The organism is Pseudomonas migulae (assembly GCF_024169315.1).
Classification (GTDB): domain Bacteria; phylum Pseudomonadota; class Gammaproteobacteria; order Pseudomonadales; family Pseudomonadaceae; genus Aquipseudomonas; species Aquipseudomonas migulae_B.
The window spans coordinates 863,919-881,367 of record NZ_JALJWR010000001.1; the positions used below are offsets into that span (position 1 = coordinate 863,919).

The window sequence follows — 17,449 nt, forward strand, 5'->3', positions numbered from 1 at the left end:
CCCGCGCGCGCAGAATCCGGACGGAACCGAAAAAATTCCGTGAAACATCGACTTGGATTCAGGTTTTTCCGTGCGGGGCCGAAATCCTATCAGACAAGGCTGAATAACGCTGCCACGTTATAGGACTTGGGTCGGATATGCCCGATCGGCAAAGTGTGGTTGGATGCTGGCGATCGTTTATTACAAGAAAAAGAAACCGGAGTGACAGCGTTATGAACAGCTTGAGGAATATGTCGATCAGCCGCCGTTTGTGGCTCATTTTGATCGTGGCCGTCATGATGCTTTTGACGTTGGGCGTGTTGATGCTCAAGCAGATTCACGAAGACCTCTATCACGCCAAGGCGCAGAAAACCCAGCACGTGGTGCAGACCGCCAGCGGCATACTGACCTACTACCACGGCCTCGAAACCGCCGGCACGCTGACGCGCGAAGCCGCGCAGAAACAGGCACTGACCGCCGTTCGCGGCCTGCGCTATGACCAGAACGACTACTTCTGGATCAACGACCTGACGCCGGTGATGATCATGCACCCGGCCAACCCGAAACTCGATGGCCAGAACCTCTCGGCGATCCGCGATCCGGACGGGTTTGCGGTGTTCAATGAAATGGTCGCCCTCGCCAAAGCCAAGGGCGCCGGCGCAATCGACTATCGCTGGCCGAAACCGGGCGCCAGCGACCCGGTAGCAAAAACGTCCTACGTCAAACTGTTCGAGCCTTGGGGCTGGGTGATCGGTTCGGGCGTGTACATCGATGACATGCAGGCCGAGTTCATGGCCCAGGTCTGGAAAGCGACCGTCGTCGGGCTGGTGATTGCCGCCATCATGGCGCTGCTGGTGATCCTGATTGCCCGCAGCATCGTGCGTCCACTCCAGGATACCGTGAACGCCATGGCCAACATTGCCAGCGGCGAAAGCGACCTGACCCGCAGCCTCGACACCCACGGCCAGGATGAAGTGACGCAACTGGCCCGCCACTTCAATGCCTTTACCGCCAAACTGCGCGGGGTGATCGGTGAACTGCAGGTGTCCGCCAGCGCGCTGGGCCTGTCGTCCAGCGAACTGGGCAACGACGCCGCCCAGGCCCAGCAACGCAGTCAGCAGCAATCACAGCAAATGGAACTGGTAGCCACGGCCATCAATGAAGTGACGTACGGCGTGCAGGATGTCGCAAAGAACGCCGAGCAGGCGGCCAGCGAAATGCGCGATGCCGAATCCCAGGCGCAGCAGGGCCAGGTCAACATCGACAGCAGCCTGCAACAGATCGACAAGTTGTCCGGCACCATTGATCAGGCCGTGGAAGTCATCCGCACCCTGGCCACCGAAAGCACCCAGATCGGCAGCGTGCTGGAAGTGATCCGCTCCATCGCCGAGCAGACCAACCTGCTCGCCCTCAACGCCGCCATCGAGGCTGCCCGCGCCGGCGAGCAAGGTCGCGGGTTCGCCGTTGTGGCGGATGAGGTGCGCCTGCTGGCCCAGCGTACCCAGAAGTCCACCGCCGAGATCCAGTCGATGATCGAGCGCCTGCAAGGCCACTCCGAAGCGGCGGTCAAGGTCATTGGCGACAGCAGCCGCGCGTCCCAGCTGACCATCGAACAGGCCGGCCTCGCCGGTGCGAGCCTGAATGCCATTGGCCAGGCACTGCGCAATCTCAACGGCCTGAACGCGTCCATCGCCAGCGCCACCCTGCAACAGGCGCACGTGGTCGAGGACATCAACCAGAACGTCACCCAGGCAGCCGGCTTGTCCCACAGCACGGCGCTGGCGGCGGAACAGTCGAGCGTGGCGAGTGTGCGTCTCAAGGAGCTGAGCGAGCAGTTGAATGGGTTGCTCAGGCAGTTCCGCGTGTAAAGCCAAACACTACCCCTGTGGCGAGGGGATTTATCCCGTTGGGCTGCGCAGCGGCCCTAGAAGTTTTACGACTGCTTCGCAGCCGAACGGGGATAAATCCCCTCGCCACAAACCCCCCCTCACCATAAAGCTCGCTCGCCACAGAAGCCTCCTCGCCACAATCCCGGTACAATCCGCTCCCTCCACGATTTCCCCAAGGAACCTCCATGTCCGGGCTTGAACTGTTTGCCGCTGCCCTCGGTGTCATTGCCGTCTGGTTGACGGTCAAACAGAACCCCTGGTGCTGGCCGATCGGCCTGGTCATGGTGTCGCTGTACAGTTGGGTCTTTTTTGAAGTGAAGCTGTATTCGGACATGCTGTTGCAGGTGATCTACGCCGCGTTGCAGCTCTATGGCTGGTGGCAATGGACGCGCGCGGGAGTCGCGCGGCAGGGGCGGTTGGTCAGTCAGCTCAAGGGGACATCGATCGTGTCAGGCCTGGCCATCGGTGCCGTGGGCAGTCTGCTGCTTGGCGCGGCCATGGCGCACTGGACCGATGCCGCCCAACCCTGGCTCGATGCGGCGCTGACTGGCTTCAGTCTGGTGGCGCAGGTCTGGATGGCGCAAAAGCGCGTTCAATGCTGGCCGCTGTGGATCACCCTGGATGTGATTTTCGTCGGGCTCTTCATCTATAAGGGCATGTACCTGACCGCCGGGCTCTATGGGCTGTTCGCCGTGATTGCCGCGCAAGGCTGGCGAGAATGGCGTGCCGACCCGGCGTTGCGCACATGAAAGTCCTGGTGCTGACCGGTCCCGAATCCAGCGGCAAGAGCTGGCTTTCGAGTGAGATTCACGCCAACTTTGGCGGCATTTTGGTCGGTGAGTATGTTCGGCATTTTATCGACACCGAAGCCCGTGTAACTTGCTACGATGATATTACGCCAATATCACTTGGCCAGCTGCGTTGGGAAGATGAAGCACGAGCGAAACACCCGCGACTGCTGATTCTCGATACGCATCTCTTAAGCAATATGCTTTGGAGCCGCACGCTGTTTGGCGCTTGCCCGACGTGGATTGAACAAGCATTGCTGGCCAGGCACTACGACCTGCATTTGTTGCTCAGTCCCGAAACGGTGGCCTGGCATGACGACGGCCAGCGATGCCAACCGGAGCTGGCAGAACGAAAGGCGTTTTTCCAGGCCAGCCAGCAATGGCTTGACCTGCATCGTCAACCTTGCCAGGTCGTGCAAGGCGACTGGAATCAACGCAAGGACGCGGCATTCGAAGCTGTAACACGCTTGCTCAATCTCTGACAGGCGTCGCAAATGTCCATTCCTGAAACACCCTCCCCTGCGAAAACCCGCGGGCTAAAGCGGCCCGTGCGCGCCTTTCAGAAAATGTTAAGGCAATGATACAAATTGCTTTTCAGCACCCGTAGCGAGCAATTGCGCCAGCAATGGACGGCGATTTGCGTAGCTCTGTCTCAGCAGCGTTACAAAATTTTTTTGACCATCTCGACAATTAAATCCAACTAATTGTTTTTAAAAGAAAAACGAAAACCGGCACAGCTTCTGCTCTCTTCCTTCGCAACGCTAATAAGGGCCAGCGTTCTCTACAGAAGGAATTGCCGCCGTGGGGAAATTTCATAACAGCATCTTTAGCTTCCTGCTGATCGCCTTGGGCTCAAGCCTCTGCTCCGTGCAGGCTGACGACGGCATCATCATTATCAAACGTGATGTCCAGGTGCGGAACGCAATGCAAGCCCCGGTGGTTCCCGACCCCAACCCTACGACCGTCAATGCCAACCCCTCCAAGCTAATCCTCACTCAGACGAACGAACTGAACGACGGCGATTTTGCCAACGTCGCCAGTGGTGCGGGCATCACACGCCTGGTCAATTTAAACAACACCAATCTGGGCGGCAATATCACCACTCAGAACCAGATTTCCAACCCTTCCGCCGGACGGGGAAGTTCTGGCAACGGTATTTCCAACCTGGTCAATTCAAGCGTCCAGCGTGGCCTCAGCGGCCTGAACGTCATTACGGGAGGCCGTTGAAATGAATCGCAAGCTGCTGATTGTCGCCATGTTCTGCAGTGCATCGAGCTTCGCTCAACCGCCCATCATCAACAATGCCGAGATCGACAGTTCAGGCAGCCAGTACCAAGGCAACTTCGCGGTCAACCAGGCTGCCGGCGATCAGCAGCAACAGGCCAACGCACGGGCCATCGCCATTGGTGATTCAGCCAGCGCGGCCACCCAGATTCGTCAACGACTGAATACGCAGGTCGACCCCAGGATGGATGCTCGGGCCAGCATTCAAGGCGACTCTTTCAGTCATGGCAACGGTGTTCTGGGCGTCAACCAGAGCGCGGGTGCCAGCAACCAGCAAGCCAATGCCCTGCGGATAAGCATCAGCAAACAACCGCAAAGTATCGACGACAGCGTCCTCATGCAACAGAACGTGGCGCTGCTCAACAACTCCGTTCCAACTGACTCTGCACCCGGCCTCCGCCAGGTCACTACCAGTGACCAGGCTTTCACCGGTAGCCGTGGGGTGATTCAGTTGAATCAGAGCGCCGGGGTGGGAAACCGAATGGCCAATACCCTGAGTGTACGGGTCGCGGACTGACCCAAAAAAGGTAGGAAACAACACTTAACCTAAAATAAGTACGGAGAATCACCATGAAACCTTCGATGGCACTCAAGCCTCTGGTTTTCGCAATTGCTGCGCTCATGGCTGTTGCTGTACAAGCTGGCAACGATCGTCGTAACGATGACCACCACAATGGTCATAACAACAACGGTCACCACACTCCTCCTCCTACAAAAATCCCTGTCTACGCGACTGCCAATGCCAACGACAAGCAGAGCAGTACCGGCAACCGCATCCTTAACCAAGGGACTATTAACAACGCCGAGATGAGCGGCTCTGCCACAGGCGCCGACGGTAACGTCGGTATCAACGTGGCGGCAGGCGCCGGCAACCAACAGGACAACGCTGCTGCCATCGCGAACGCTGGTGCCACCTCCGCTCTCGATAACTCCTTCGTGTTCGGCGTTGCCACTGCCACTGCCAGCGTCAAGCAGTACAGCAACAATAACAAGGTCGACAATTACAACACCACAGCCTCTGCCGTGATGAGTCAGTCGGGCAATGGCGGCAACGGCAATATGGGGATCAACATTGCTGGTGGCGACCTTAATCAACAGAAAAACACCATGGCAATTGCCAACTCCAATGCTCCGCTCGGCAATGCAACAGCCACCGCCTCTGCTGAACAAAACGGTCCTGGTCTGGTAGTGAACAACAGGGCGGATCAGAACGTTGCCCTGGCTACGGTGACGCTGACCACCACCAACACCGGTAGTGCCTCTTTCAGCCATAACTCCGAGCTGAACATTGATAAGAGCGCTTCCAGCAACTGGGCTAAGAGCGGTGTCAGCAGTTATGACGCCAGCGGCAGCAATCACTTCGATGCAAACGGTACTAAAAGCACCGATAACAGCGCTACCAGCCATGCTTCTGTGCTCGCTTCCCTGGAAGCATCGGCGGATGGTTCGAAATCCGTTACCGTTAATTATGGCCATGGAGATCGCACCAACAGCAAGTCGTTCGAAGCATCGCTGAACGCATCGCTCGATGCATCTGTCGATACAGAGCACACAAACTCGACCGACTCTTCGTTCGAAAAAGCGTTCAATTCCTCGTTCACAAAAGCGTATGACTCTTCGTTCGAGAAGTCAGGCGAGAAATCGTCCGCTTCTACCAAACACGAAGTGAAGGGCTACACCGAAAGCAATACATGGGATTTGAGCAACACCGTTTCCTATCAAATCCTGACCCCGAATGGCTGGGCTAACCCTGTGACCAACACTGCAACCCTGAGTGGTTCGGTGAATGGCGGCAGTGGCAACCTCGGCGTGAACGTGGCTGCCGGTGTGGGCAACCAACAAAGCAACTCGCTGGCCATTTCCAACCAATCGTTCTAATGGCTGACTCTGGAGGCCCCCTCACGGGGGCCTTTTTCCAACACGACCAGAGGGCGTCCCACCATGCGCATTATCGCCTTGGTAGTTTTGCTTTGCGTGGCCAGTGTGATCGAGGCTGCACAACTGCCGCTTTCCGTCCTGCCTGGCGGCGCGGTGGTGTACAAGCCGATCCAGAGCGTACGCGAACGCAAATTTGCCGACCTGGTGCAACAGAAAACCGACTTCAGTTGCGGCGCAGCAGCGCTGGCGACCATCTTGCGCCAGGCCTATTGGCTGGACGTGGATGAAGATCAGATCATCGAAGGCATGCTGGCACACGCCGATCAAGACGTTGTCCGCGTCCAGGGCTTCTCCATGCTCGACATGAAGCGTTACGTGGAAAGTATCGGCATGCGGGCCCGTGGCTACCGGGTAGCGGCGGAAACGTTGAGCGATATCAGAATTCCGGTCGTGGTGCTCATGGACATCCGTGGCTACAAACATTTTGTAGTTCTGCAGAAAGTCCATAACGGCTGGGTCTATATCGGAGATCCGGTACTGGGTCATAAACGTTTCAAAGTCGACGACTTTGTCAAAGGCTGGAACGGCATCATCTTTGCCGTCATTGGCCAGGGCTATGACAAAACCAATGCGCTGCTCGACCCACCCGTACCACTGACTGCCAAGAACCGCATCAACACCTTCAGCCCGGTGCAAGACGCAGAGTTGTTGGACTTCGGATTTATCCGAAGCGACTTCTTCTAATAACAAGGGAGCACGACGCTCCGGGAGCATCCAATGAAGACTCCAATCTGGTTGGCCATCGTCTGCCTGGCCGCCAGCCTGCCAACCCAGGCACAACTATTCAAACCCATCGAACTGAATGATCAGGAATTGGCGAGCCTGCGAGGCCGCTATGTCATGCCGGGACGGATCGTAAGTTTCGGAATTGTGATGACCAGCACCTGGCAAAACTCCAGCGGCCAAGTGATTGGGGCAACGTCCACGATGCAAATTCAACAAACGACTATCCAGCCACAGTTCTATGTGTCGATGATCGACGAAACAGGCAATGGCTCGGCAGTTTCTCAGGGCACCGGTACCGTCAGCGGCGGTAACGGCTTGGGCACGACCCAGGGCGTCACCCAGGTTGTGCGCGCTGCCGGTGACAACAACAGCGCTTACAACAACGTCAATCTCAACGTCCAGAAAGGCGGCCAGGCGCAACAGATGAACAATCAGGGGCAAGTATTGGCCGCGGGTACAACCTTGACCCACACCAATGGTGCCGGGGCGCTGAGCATTTCCTCTTCCGGCGCGGGCGTGCAACTCAACATCATGGCCAACAACAACCAGGGCAACACTATGCAGCGCCTTGCCCAAGGCGGGCTTATGCAAAACGCGACCTTGCTCGGTGGTGGCAATCAGGTCAACAACCTGATGTCGATCAACGTTGTGCTGCGCGATAACCTGCCGTCGACCAGTTCGTTGAATGGCAACCTGGATCAACTTAAAGGTCTTCGCGCTCTAGGATTCTGATCTACGCTCAGTCTCATCAGATGCACTCAGAAGGGACGGCTAACATGCACCGATCGTTAACGCTCAGAGCTATCGTTTGTTTGAGTAGCCTGGCCCCGGGCACAATGCTTTACGCAGCATCGGACCCCCAGGTTGAAGCACTAAAACAAGAACTCATGGAGTTGAAACAGCGTTATGAGGCACAACAGAACGCGCTGATGGTGCTCGAGCAGCGCGTTCGACAAGTAGAAGAAACACCAGCGACCCCTCCTCCCAAACGCCTGACCAAATCCCCTGCCGAACCGAGCAGGGGTGGCCAGACGGTGGCCGCCGGAGCGCCGGGAACCACGGGCAGTTCATACGGCCAATCGCTCAAGGATGATTCCGAACCTGCGCAAAGCGTTTCCAACCTGTATGACGAAGCCAGCGGTTTCTTCGGAGGCGGCAAATTCAGTGTCGAAACCGGTCTGACCTACACGCACTTCGATACACGTGCGCTGACGCTCAATGGTTTCCTGGCACTGGATTCGATTTTCCTCGGCAACATCAACCTCGACCGCATCAAGGCCGACAACTGGACACTGGACCTGACCGCCCGCTACAACGTGGCGCAACGCTGGCAGTTCGACATAAACGTCCCCGTGGTGTATCGCGAATCAACGTATTCCTCGGGTGGCGCCGGTGGCGCAGGGCCCGTGACGTCGGACGCAACCGTTACCCGCGACCCGACCATCGGCGATGTAAACGTGGGCGTTGCCTACAAGTTTCTGGATGAGTCGGCCAACCTGCCCGACGCGGTGGCGACATTGCGCATCAAGGCACCGACCGGCAAGGATCCTTACGGCATCAAGCTGATCGAGGACCCGAACAACGATAACCTCGCGGTCCCCGAGGACTTGCCGACCGGCAATGGTGTCTGGTCGATCACCCCGGGTATCTCGCTGGTCAAGACCTTCGACCCGGCCGTGCTGTTCGGCTCCCTGGCCTACACCTACAACATGGAGGATTCTTTCAGCGACATCAGCCCTCAGGTCGGCGCCAAGGTCAAAGGGGACGTGAAGCTGGGCGATTCCTGGCAAGTCGGCGCAGGCATCGCGTTCGCCTTGAACGAGAAGATGAGTATGTCGTTCTCGTTCACCGATCAGTTCGCCCGCAAGAGCAAGATCAAACCGGACGGAGGCGATTGGCAATCGATTTCCAACAGCGACTACAACGCGGCCAACTTCAACATCGGCATGACCCTGGCCGCCACCGATAACCTGACGATCGTTCCCAACCTGGCCATCGGCCTGACCGACGACGCGCCAGACTTCTCCTTCAGCCTGAAATTCCCGTACTACTTCTGACCGCTTCACCTGAATGGAAAAGGCCCGCTGCGAGTTCATCGCAGCGGGCCTTTTCGTTTCGCCCCGCCCTAACGGATCTGATGCTTGTGCAATAGTCGGTAAAAGGTTGGCCGCGACACGCCCAGCACCCGGGCGGCGACACTCAGGTTGTCGCTGTGGCGGTTCAATACATCGCACAACGCCTGGCGTTCGGCGCGCGTCTTGTAGTCTTCGAGGGTGCCCATCGGTGCGGCGATTGTCTGCTGGCTGATCAGCCCCAGGTCGCGGGCCTCGATCTGCCGCCCCTCGGCCAGAACCAGCCCGCGGCGTACCCGGTTGGCCAGTTCACGCACATTGCCCGGCCAGTCATGCTTGCCCATGGCGATCAGCGCATCTTCGCTGAAACTGCGTGGACGACGGCCGGTTTCATGGCTGTAGAAATGGGAAAAATGGTTGGCCAGCATCGACAGGTCACCATGGCGCTCACGCAGCGGCGCGGTGACCACTTGCAGTACGTTGAGGCGGTAGTACAAATCTTCGCGGAAGCGCTTCTTCTCGATGGCGGCTTCCAGGTCAATATGGGTTGCCGCCAATACCCGCACATCCACAGGAATCGGCTGACTGCCGCCCACGCGCTCGATGTGTTTTTCCTGGAGGAACCGCAACAGGTTGGCTTGCAGCTCCAGGGGCAGGTCGCCGATTTCGTCGAGAAACAGGGTTCCGCCGTTGGCGGCTTCGATCCGTCCGACCTTGCGTTGATGGGCGCCCGTGAAGGCCCCCTTCTCGTGGCCAAACAGTTCGGACTGGATCAAGTGTTCGGGAATCGCGCCGCAATTGATCGCAACAAAGGGTTTGCTGTGCCGCTGGGATTGTCGATGGAGGGTGCGGGCGACCAGCTCTTTGCCAGTCCCGCTCTCACCACGAATCAACACCGGCGACTCGGTGGGCGCCAGTTTGCTCAGCAGTTTGCGCAGCTCGCGAATCGGCTTGCTGTCGCCGAGCAGCTCGTGTTCGGGCTGATCGATGTGAACCGTGCCCTGGCCACGCAGGCGTGCCATGCCGAACGCCCGGCCGAGCGTCACCTGAACCCGGGACACATCGAACGGCAGGGTGTGGAAGTCGAAAAACCATTCGCAGACAAAGTCCCCGACATTTTGCAGTCGCAGGACTTCCTGGTTGAGCACGGCGATCCATTCGGTGCCGCTGCGGCTGATCAGTTCCTTGACGGCCTCGGGGCGCTCCAGGTGAAACGGCTGCAAACGCAACAGACCGACATCGCAGGTTCGGTCGGCAGCATTTTCCAGCGTACAGCTATCAACGTCCCAACCTACAGCGCGCAACCCTGGCAGGAGACGATGGCAGTCGTCGCACGGGTCCACCACTAACAGACGTCGTAACGCAGGCGCTTCGATCATGACTGTTCCTTGGCGCCAAATTTTAGGAAATATTATTAAAAACAGTCATTTGGCAGACCCGACTGTAACATTAGCAATAATTTGACGTTGTCTTGTATCGATTGACTATAGGAAGGCCGTGTAAGCAGTTATAAGAAGCAACTTTGATAGTTACCTAACGAGTCGAACCTTTCATCCAGCTTTCAAAGCCTGCCAGTACCCTGAACCGATGAAAGAAAGTTGAAATTTCTTTTAATTGTATGTGACCCACCCACGGGTTGCGGGCATCAGTACAAGTAACCAGCCGAACGGTAAGCCCAACCGACGGCACATCATTTGATTGGGCATACAGAGAGAAGATCCCATGACCGCCCCGCTCCGTATCAACGAAGCTCTTTTGATTGCCGACCGCGCATTCCAGCCTTTTCAATGCGTGGCCTGGGCTCCACAAGACGGCAACGGCGAACTCAGCCTGACCGTCATCGACCGCACCAATACCTGCATTGGCCGCAAACAGATTCAAAGCAGTGCCTATACCGATCCGGCACAACTTGAACAGTTTCTGGAAGAAGCCCGTAAAGAGCTGAGCCAGGAAGGTTATGCGCTGCAATCGTGGTCGATGCCACACTAAAGCGTCTTGCGGATTACTACCGGTAATCCGCACCCTCCCCTTGATCGTAAGTATGCTGGCCCTATTGGCCCACCACACTTGCGACGTCCGTTTGTTCGAACTTCCCAAGGCCAATTAATTGGCTGGCTTTTCAGTGGTTCGAAAAGACACTGTTCTGGCACAAAGCGACCCTCCACCTGTTAGTTCTGTCAGTTGTGGTTCCGCTCATTCAGGCGTTGAATACTTCTCCAGTCGCCCCCCCCTATTCCTGGATCAAGACGACTCGCAAGGAGATGCGTGCATGTCAATCCAGTCCGCTTTAGCCTTACCCGCAGCGTTGAACGACGCCGGAAAACTCGACGAGTCCTTTGCCGGCTCCGGCAAAACCCAAGTGTATTTCCCCGGCAGCACCTCCAGCATGGCCAATGACGTCGCGATTGATTCCGCGGGCCGATTGCTGATTGCCGCCAAAGTCGGCACACCGGGCGGCAGCCGCTTTGGCCTGGCGCGCCTGCTCGAGGACGGCTCGGCGGATCTGGCCTTCGGCCAACAAGGCTGTGTCATCAGCCAGTTCGAACCCGGCTTCGAGGCCATGGCCGGCAAAGTCCTGCTACTGGCCGATGGGCGCATTCTGGTGGCCGGCCTGCACTATGAAAGTGCGCATCGCACACTGCCCGCCTTCGCACTGTTCAATCAGCACGGCAAACCGGTCCAGTCATTTGGCAACAACGGACGTTGTGTCGTGCGCCTGCCGGGCAATCTTTCCCAAGGCGTGCGCGATGCCTGGTTGCCGCCTGGCGTGCCGGGCGCCGAAGCGTGTGATGTCCGTGTACAGGACAACGGGCGAATCCTTTTGCTGGCCAATCATCATTTCGAACTGGCCGATCATGTCGGCGTACTGATACGGCTTCACCCCGACGGCTCACTGGACGATACCTTCAACGGTCGCGGCTTCGTGCTGGTCAGGCACCTGCTGATGAACACCTGGCTGAGCAGCCTGCTGGTGCAACCTGACGGCCGGATTCTGGTCGGCGGCTCGATCAATTTCCCGGAAGAAGGCCTGCTGGCGCGTTATCACAGCGACGGCAGCCTCGACGACAGTTTCGCCGTGGATGGCTTCATGAGTTTCATGGCACAGGAGCGTTACGCTCAGGTCAGCCAGATCGTCCAGCACGACAACGGCGACTTGCAATGTTTTGGCAGCACCCGCGACCCCATGCAATGCATGACCCTGAAGGTCCACAGCAACGGACGCCCGGACATTCACTGCAACGGCGGCCATCCGCAATTGCTGGAAATTGGCCACAGCGGCTGCCAGTGGACCGCCGCGCAGGTCCTTGCGAACGGCAGCGTGCTAACCGTTGGCGCCACGATCGGAGGCGTCGAAGCCGATTTCATTCTGGCCCGGCATCTGCCCGGCGGACAGCTCGATTGCAGCTTTGGCAATGGCGTCGGCTGGGTCCGCACTCGCCTGAGTCGCGGCCCGAATACTGCGACCTCGCTGGCCGTGCAGGCCGATGGCAACATTGTCGTAGGCGGCTATTCACTGGATGGCAACTACCGGGCATTCGTCACGCGGTACCTGGGATAGGCACCCCGACATTTCCTGCGCTTGATCTTCCCTTCGGCTTACGGCAACTTGCGCGCTTCTTAATACAAGGAGCAGCCGATGTCCGGTTCAATGGCCCAGGCGTTCGCGCATAATTTTCTCGGGCATTCACCTCGCTGGTACAAGGCCAGCATTCTCGGTTTCCTGATTCTCAACGCCCTGGTGCTTTGGACCGTGGGTCCGGTAGCCGCCGGTTGGCTGCTGGTGCTGGAATTCATCTTTACCCTGGCCATGGCGCTCAAGTGTTATCCGCTGATGCCCGGCGGCCTGCTGCTGATCGAAGCGTTGCTGCTGAAGATGACCACGCCCCAGGCGCTGTATGACGAACTGATACACAACTTTCCGGTGATCCTGCTGCTGATGTTCATGGTGGCGGGTATCTACTTCATGAAGGACCTGCTGCTGTTTCTGTTTTCACGCCTGCTGCTCGGGGTGCGCTCCAAGGCGTTGCTGGCGTTGATGTTCTGCTTTCTGTCGGCGTTTCTCTCGGCGTTTCTCGACGCCTTGACCGTGACCGCCGTGATCATCAGCGCAGCCGTGGGGTTCTACTCGGTGTATCACCGTGTCGCCTCGGGCAATGATCCGCGTCAGGACAGTGAATATGGCGATGACCAACACCTCCCAACCCTCCATCACGCGGACCTCGAACAGTTCCGCGCCTTTCTGCGCAGCCTGCTGATGCACGGAGCCGTCGGCACTGCATTGGGCGGCGTGTGCACCCTGGTCGGCGAGCCACAGAACCTGCTGATCGGCCACGAAATGGGCTGGCACTTTTCTGAATTCTTTCTGAAAGTCGCCCCGGTTTCGCTGCCGGTGCTGGTGGCGGGCCTGGTGACGTGCGTGCTGCTGGAGAAATTGCGCTGGTTCGGTTACGGCACGCTTCTGCCGGACAACGTGCGTGCCGTGCTGGCCAACTATGCCGCCGAAGACGACGCCGAACGCACCTCGCGCCAACGCGCGGCGTTGATTGTTCAAGGGCTGGCGGCGTTGATTCTGATTGGCTGCCTGGCCTTCCACGTGGCGGAAGTGGGCCTGATCGGCCTGATGGTGATCGTGCTGATTACCGCCTTCACCGGCATCACCGACGAGCACCGCCTCGGCACTGCGTTCAAGGATGCCATGCCGTTTACGGCGCTGTTGGTGGTGTTTTTCGCAGTGGTAGCGGTGATTCACGATCAGCAGTTGTTCACGCCGCTGATCCAGTGGGTGCTGGCGCTGCCGGCAGATCAGCAACCGGGCATGCTGTTTATTGCCAACGGTTTGCTGTCGGCCATCAGCGACAACGTGTTCGTCGCGACCATCTACATCACCGAAGTGAAACAGGCCTTCATCTCCGGCCACATGAGCCGTGAACATTTCGAGACCCTGGCGATCGCGATCAACACCGGCACCAACCTGCCGAGCGTAGCGACGCCCAATGGTCAGGCGGCGTTTCTGTTTCTGCTGACGTCGGCGATTGCACCGCTGATTCGCCTGTCGTATGGGCGGATGGTGTGGATGGCGTTGCCGTATACGGTAGTGATGGGTGTTCTTGGGTGGTATGCGGTGAGTTACTGGTTGTAAACACGGTCAAATGTGGGAGCGGGCTTGCTCGCGAAAGCGGTGTGTCATTCAACATTAAGTTGTCTGATACACCGCTTTCGCGAGCAAGCCCGCTCCCACATTTGTTTTGTGTCGCTAGTGAGGGAGGATGTACCGCTCAATCGCCTGCGCCGCACCGTCTTCGGTATTGGCCCCGGTCACCACGTCAGCCTGACGCTTCACCGCCTCTTCCGCCTGCCCCATGGCGATCGACAAGCCCGCGCGGTGAAACATGGCGGGGTCATTGCCGCCATCGCCCATGGCCGCCGTCTGCTCGAGCGGCACACCGAGGAACTCGGCCAGCGTCGCCAGCGCATCGCCCTTGTTGGCTTGCATCGCGGTCACGTCGAGGTAAATCGGCTGTGAGCGCGACACCTGTGCCTGGCCCTCGACCCTGGGCAGCAACTGCGCCTCCAGCTCAATCAATAACTGCGTGTTGTTGCTCGCCGCGACGATCTTGTCGATGTGTTCCAGATACGGCTCAAAACTGTCCACCACCACCGGCGGATACCCCAGGCCATGCTGCTCCCGCGGCACCATCGGCCCGGTCGGGTCTTTCACCAGCCAGTCGCCGCCGCTGAACACCCACACCTCGATGTCCGGCAGATCGGCAAACAGCGCCAACGTGGTCAGTGCGGCCGTGGCCGGCAAGTAATGCGCGACCAGCAGACTGCCATCAGGATGGACGATCGTGCCGCCGTTGAAGGCCGCCGTCGGTAGATCGACGCCCAAGGCTTCGATCTGCTGCAACATGGCTTTCGGTGGCCGGCCAGTGGCAAGGCTGAACAACACGCCCGCCTCGCGCAACGAACGGACGGCTTCGATGGTGCGCTGGCTGAGGCTGTGGTCCGGCAATAACAACGTGCCGTCCATGTCACTGAGCAGAAAACGGATGGTGTGTGGCGTGATCTCACTCATCCGAGGCCATGCCACACGCGACCGTCGCGAGTCAGCAGGTCTTCCGCCGCCGGCGGTCCGTCTTCACCGGCCGCGTAAGTCTGCACACTCGCGTCCTGCTGCCAGGCATCGAGGAAGGGTTGTACCGCGCGCCAGCCGTTTTCGATGTTGTCAGCACGCTGGAACAGCGTTTGATCGCCGGTCAGGCAATCGTAGATCAGGGTTTCGTAGCCGGTGGACGGCTGCATTTCAAAGAAATCCTTGTAGGCAAACCCCAGTTCGATATTGGCCATTTTCAACGCCGGGCCTGGCCGTTTGGCCAGAAGATCGAACCACATGCCTTCATTGGGCTGAATCTGGATCCGCAGATAGGTCGGTTGCAGCTCATCGACCTCGGTATCACGGAACTGCGCGTAAGGCGCCGGTTTGAAGCAGATGACGATCTCGGTGTCGCGCACGCTCATGCGCTTGCCGGTACGCAGGTAGAACGGCACGCCGACCCAGCGCCAGTTGTCGATCATGACTTTGAGCGCCACATAGGTTTCGGTCGTGCTGTCGGGCGATACGTTGGTTTCCTGGCGGTAACCCGGCAACGGCTTGCCGTCGATTTCACCGGCGCTGTATTGACCGCGCACCGAATTGGCCCGTGCCTCTTCGGTGGACCAAGGGCGAATCGCCCCCACCACTTTGGCTTTCTCGCCGCGAACTGCATCGGCGCCGAAGGCAGCCGGGGGTTCCATTGCAACCATCGCCAATAGCTGGAACAGGTGATTGGGCACCATGTCCCGCAAGGCGCCAGTGTGCTCATAAAAACTGCCACGGGTTTCCACGCCGACGGTTTCCGCGGCGGTGATCTGGACGTGGTCGATGTAATGGTTGTTCCAGAAGGCTTCGAACAGGCTGTTGGAGAACCGGCTGATCAGAATGTTCTGCACGGTCTCCTTGCCCAGATAGTGATCGATCCGGTAGATCTGGTTTTCCGTCATCACCTTGAGCAAGCAAGCGTTCAAGGCTTCGGCGGTGTGCAGATCCGAGCCGAACGGTTTTTCGATCACTACCCTTCTGAAAGCTTCCGGTGACTCTTGCAGCAAACCGGCGGCGCCGAGACGACGCACCACTTCGCTGAAGAAACGTGGCGCGGTGGCCAGATAGAACACCGCGTTGCCAGTGCCGCTGGCGGCGATTTTGTCCGCCAGCGCCTGATACGTACTGTCGTCCAGGAAGTCGCCCTGGACGTAGCTGATGCCTTTGGCCAGTTTGGCCCACAACTGCGGATCAAGGGCCTGATCGCCCTTGCCCACCTTGCTCGCCACTTCAGCGCGAATGAAATCTTCGAGCTTCTGCGCAAAGGCCTCATCGGTGATTGCGTTGTGGTCAACGCCGATGATCCGCAAGCCATCGCCAAGCAGACCGTCGCGACTCAGGTTGTACAGCGCCGGCATCAGCAAGCGCTTGACCAGGTCACCGTGGGCACCGAACAGGAACAGCGTGGTCGGTGGTGCGGGTTCTGCCTTGGATTTGTTGCGGATCAATCGGGTCATTTTTTCGCAGTCTCCACATGGCCGCCGAAGCCGAAGCGCTGGGCCGAGAGAATCTTGTCGCCAAAGGTGCCCTGCCCGCGCGAACGGTAGCGGGAGAACAGCGAGTTCGACAGCACCGGCACCGGTACCGATTGTTCCATGGCCGCTTCGATGGTCCAGCGACCTTCACCGCTGTCAGCCACCGAGCCCGAGTAACCGTCGAGCTTCGGATCGCTGGCCAGCGCATCGGCGGTCAGGTCGAGCAGCCACGACGAGACCACGCTGCCACGGCGCCAGACTTCGGCGATGTCAGCGACATTCAGATCGAAGCGCTGATCTTCCGGCAGGTTGGTGCTGGCCTTGGTCTTGAGGATGTCGAAGCCTTCGGCGAAGGCCTGCATCATTCCGTATTCGATGCCGTTATGGATCATCTTCACGAAATGGCCGGAGCCTGCAGGACCGGCGTGGATGTAACCGCGCTCGGCGCGATCGTCGTCCGACTTGCGGTCCTTGGTGCGAGGGATATCACCGATGCCCGGTGCCAGGCTTTCGAACAGCGGATCGAGGCGCTTAACCACCTCGGCTTCGCCGCCGATCATCATGCAGTAACCACGCTCCAGGCCCCAGACGCCGCCGGAAGTGCCGACGTCGACGTAGTGCAGGCCTTTTTCCGACAGGGTTTTCGCCCGGCGGATGTCGTCCTTATAGAAGGTGTTGCCGCCGTCGATGATGGTATCGCCGGGTTCGAGCATGTTGCTCAGGGTGTCAATGGTGTCTTCGGTCGGTGCGCCGGCCGGCAGCATGACCCAGACCGCTCGTGGTTTGGCCAGGCCAGCGACCAGGGCCGGCAGGTCGATGACGCCTTTGGCGCCTTCGGCGGCCAGGGTATCGACGAAGGCGGTATTGCGGTCGTAAACAACGGTGGTATGCCCGTTGAGCATCAGGCGCCGCGCAATATTGCCGCCCATGCGGCCCAGTCCAATAATCCCGAGTTGCATGTGCTGATGCTCCCTACTACAAATAAAGTGTGTCAAAGGTTATAGCCCAACGCGACTCATTCGACTTAGTCCAGCGAGGAGGCATGAAGTTTCCGGGCATTGTGCCCGATCCTGACTGATAACGTCCGTAATCGTGCCAAAGACACAGCGACCGTGAAAAATAAAAAAGTTCCCTTCCAGGGCAAAAGAAATCAAAATCA

The 17,449-nt window shown here is 58.6% G+C and carries 16 protein-coding genes; 12 read left to right on the top strand and 4 right to left on the bottom strand.

Annotated elements, in window-relative coordinates:
• Nucleotides 1-212 precede the first annotated feature (212 nt).
• From J2Y86_RS03860 to J2Y86_RS03900, 9 genes are all read left to right on the top strand, one after another.
• Nucleotides 213-1,847, top strand: coding sequence for a methyl-accepting chemotaxis protein (locus J2Y86_RS03860; protein ID WP_253428271.1), 1,635 nt, complete (start codon nucleotides 213-215; stop codon nucleotides 1,845-1,847).
• A gap of 206 nt (nucleotides 1,848-2,053) precedes the next feature.
• Nucleotides 2,054-2,617, top strand: coding sequence for a nicotinamide riboside transporter PnuC (gene pnuC / locus J2Y86_RS03865; RefSeq protein ID WP_253428272.1), 564 nt, complete (start codon nucleotides 2,054-2,056; stop codon nucleotides 2,615-2,617).
• On the top strand, nucleotides 2,614-3,138 hold the full coding sequence (locus J2Y86_RS03870) for an AAA family ATPase (protein WP_253428273.1): 525 nt from the start codon (nucleotides 2,614-2,616) through the stop codon (nucleotides 3,136-3,138). The genes pnuC and J2Y86_RS03870 overlap by 4 nt, the downstream gene beginning before the upstream one ends.
• A 319-nt stretch (nucleotides 3,139-3,457) precedes the next feature.
• Nucleotides 3,458-3,883 (top strand): hypothetical protein, encoded by a 426-nt coding sequence (locus tag J2Y86_RS03875; RefSeq protein ID WP_253428274.1) that lies wholly within the window; start codon nucleotides 3,458-3,460, stop codon nucleotides 3,881-3,883.
• A gap of 1 nt (nucleotide 3,884) precedes the next feature.
• The gene (locus J2Y86_RS03880; RefSeq protein WP_253428275.1) at nucleotides 3,885-4,457 is read left to right on the top strand and encodes an adhesin; all 573 of its coding nucleotides are present in this window, start codon (nucleotides 3,885-3,887) and stop codon (nucleotides 4,455-4,457) included.
• A gap of 53 nt (nucleotides 4,458-4,510) precedes the next feature.
• The gene (locus J2Y86_RS03885) at nucleotides 4,511-5,818 is read left to right on the top strand and encodes a heme utilization protein (RefSeq protein ID WP_253428276.1); all 1,308 of its coding nucleotides are present in this window, start codon (nucleotides 4,511-4,513) and stop codon (nucleotides 5,816-5,818) included.
• A gap of 63 nt (nucleotides 5,819-5,881) precedes the next feature.
• On the top strand, nucleotides 5,882-6,562 hold the full coding sequence (locus J2Y86_RS03890) for a C39 family peptidase (RefSeq protein ID WP_253428277.1): 681 nt from the start codon (nucleotides 5,882-5,884) through the stop codon (nucleotides 6,560-6,562).
• A gap of 33 nt (nucleotides 6,563-6,595) precedes the next feature.
• Nucleotides 6,596-7,336, top strand: coding sequence for a hypothetical protein (locus tag J2Y86_RS03895; RefSeq protein ID WP_253428278.1), 741 nt, complete (start codon nucleotides 6,596-6,598; stop codon nucleotides 7,334-7,336).
• Nucleotides 7,337-7,380: 44 nt separating this feature from the next.
• The gene (locus J2Y86_RS03900) at nucleotides 7,381-8,661 is read left to right on the top strand and encodes a hypothetical protein (RefSeq protein WP_253428280.1); all 1,281 of its coding nucleotides are present in this window, start codon (nucleotides 7,381-7,383) and stop codon (nucleotides 8,659-8,661) included.
• A 68-nt stretch (nucleotides 8,662-8,729) separates the two neighbouring features.
• On the opposite strand, the gene J2Y86_RS03905 is transcribed toward J2Y86_RS03900, so the two are convergent.
• On the bottom strand, nucleotides 8,730-10,055 hold the full coding sequence (locus J2Y86_RS03905; protein WP_214383163.1) for a sigma-54 dependent transcriptional regulator: 1,326 nt from the start codon (nucleotides 10,053-10,055) through the stop codon (nucleotides 8,730-8,732).
• Between the two features lie 343 nt (nucleotides 10,056-10,398).
• On the opposite strand from J2Y86_RS03905, the gene J2Y86_RS03910 reads away from it, so the two are divergent.
• The 3 genes from J2Y86_RS03910 to nhaB all read left to right on the top strand — a co-directional run bounded on the left by J2Y86_RS03910 (nucleotide 10,399) and on the right by nhaB (nucleotide 13,816).
• Complete coding sequence (locus J2Y86_RS03910; RefSeq protein WP_253428282.1) at nucleotides 10,399-10,665, top strand: hypothetical protein; 267 nt, start codon at nucleotides 10,399-10,401, stop codon at nucleotides 10,663-10,665.
• Between the two features lie 280 nt (nucleotides 10,666-10,945).
• Nucleotides 10,946-12,235 carry a hypothetical protein gene (locus J2Y86_RS03915; RefSeq protein ID WP_253428284.1) on the top strand — a complete coding sequence of 430 codons (1,290 nt, stop codon included), beginning with the start codon at nucleotides 10,946-10,948 and terminating at the stop codon, nucleotides 12,233-12,235.
• Nucleotides 12,236-12,313: 78 nt separating this feature from the next.
• Nucleotides 12,314-13,816: a sodium/proton antiporter NhaB gene (gene nhaB, locus J2Y86_RS03920; RefSeq protein ID WP_253428293.1), complete on the top strand. Its 1,503-nt coding sequence runs from the start codon at nucleotides 12,314-12,316 to the stop codon at nucleotides 13,814-13,816.
• Nucleotides 13,817-13,930: 114 nt separating this feature from the next.
• Here the strand turns inward: nhaB and J2Y86_RS03925 are convergent, their stop codons facing one another.
• Genes J2Y86_RS03925 through gnd form a run of 3 tightly spaced genes read right to left on the bottom strand, consistent with a single transcriptional unit; the run spans nucleotide 13,931 to nucleotide 17,249 of the window.
• Complete coding sequence (locus tag J2Y86_RS03925) at nucleotides 13,931-14,752, bottom strand: HAD family hydrolase (protein ID WP_253428295.1); 822 nt, start codon at nucleotides 14,750-14,752, stop codon at nucleotides 13,931-13,933.
• A complete protein-coding gene (zwf, locus tag J2Y86_RS03930) occupies nucleotides 14,749-16,272 on the bottom strand; it encodes a glucose-6-phosphate dehydrogenase (protein ID WP_253428297.1) in 1,524 nt (507 codons plus the stop codon). The genes J2Y86_RS03925 and zwf overlap by 4 nt, the downstream gene beginning before the upstream one ends.
• Nucleotides 16,269-17,249 carry a phosphogluconate dehydrogenase (NAD(+)-dependent, decarboxylating) gene (gnd, locus tag J2Y86_RS03935; RefSeq protein WP_253428299.1) on the bottom strand — a complete coding sequence of 327 codons (981 nt, stop codon included), beginning with the start codon at nucleotides 17,247-17,249 and terminating at the stop codon, nucleotides 16,269-16,271. The genes zwf and gnd overlap by 4 nt, the downstream gene beginning before the upstream one ends.
• Nucleotides 17,250-17,449: the final 200 nt, after the last annotated feature.

What these genes read in the sequence shown, in the direction of transcription:
- J2Y86_RS03860 (WP_253428271.1), top strand. Translation starts at nt 213, where the DNA reads ATGAACAGCTTGAGGAATATGTCGATCAGCCGCCGTTTGTGGCTCATT.
- pnuC (WP_253428272.1), top strand. Translation starts at nt 2,054, where the DNA reads ATGTCCGGGCTTGAACTGTTTGCCGCTGCCCTCGGTGTCATTGCCGTC.
- J2Y86_RS03870 (WP_253428273.1), top strand. Translation starts at nt 2,614, where the DNA reads ATGAAAGTCCTGGTGCTGACCGGTCCCGAATCCAGCGGCAAGAGCTGG.
- J2Y86_RS03880 (WP_253428275.1), top strand. Translation starts at nt 3,885, where the DNA reads ATGAATCGCAAGCTGCTGATTGTCGCCATGTTCTGCAGTGCATCGAGC.
- J2Y86_RS03885 (WP_253428276.1), top strand. Translation starts at nt 4,511, where the DNA reads ATGAAACCTTCGATGGCACTCAAGCCTCTGGTTTTCGCAATTGCTGCG.
- J2Y86_RS03890 (WP_253428277.1), top strand. Translation starts at nt 5,882, where the DNA reads ATGCGCATTATCGCCTTGGTAGTTTTGCTTTGCGTGGCCAGTGTGATC.
- J2Y86_RS03895 (WP_253428278.1), top strand. Translation starts at nt 6,596, where the DNA reads ATGAAGACTCCAATCTGGTTGGCCATCGTCTGCCTGGCCGCCAGCCTG.
- J2Y86_RS03900 (WP_253428280.1), top strand. Translation starts at nt 7,381, where the DNA reads ATGCACCGATCGTTAACGCTCAGAGCTATCGTTTGTTTGAGTAGCCTG.
- J2Y86_RS03905 (WP_214383163.1), bottom strand. Translation starts at nt 10,055, where the DNA reads ATGATCGAAGCGCCTGCGTTACGACGTCTGTTAGTGGTGGACCCGTGC.
- J2Y86_RS03910 (WP_253428282.1), top strand. Translation starts at nt 10,399, where the DNA reads ATGACCGCCCCGCTCCGTATCAACGAAGCTCTTTTGATTGCCGACCGC.
- J2Y86_RS03915 (WP_253428284.1), top strand. Translation starts at nt 10,946, where the DNA reads ATGTCAATCCAGTCCGCTTTAGCCTTACCCGCAGCGTTGAACGACGCC.
- nhaB (WP_253428293.1), top strand. Translation starts at nt 12,314, where the DNA reads ATGTCCGGTTCAATGGCCCAGGCGTTCGCGCATAATTTTCTCGGGCAT.
- J2Y86_RS03925 (WP_253428295.1), bottom strand. Translation starts at nt 14,752, where the DNA reads ATGAGTGAGATCACGCCACACACCATCCGTTTTCTGCTCAGTGACATG.
- zwf (WP_253428297.1), bottom strand. Translation starts at nt 16,272, where the DNA reads ATGACCCGATTGATCCGCAACAAATCCAAGGCAGAACCCGCACCACCG.
- gnd (WP_253428299.1), bottom strand. Translation starts at nt 17,249, where the DNA reads ATGCAACTCGGGATTATTGGACTGGGCCGCATGGGCGGCAATATTGCG.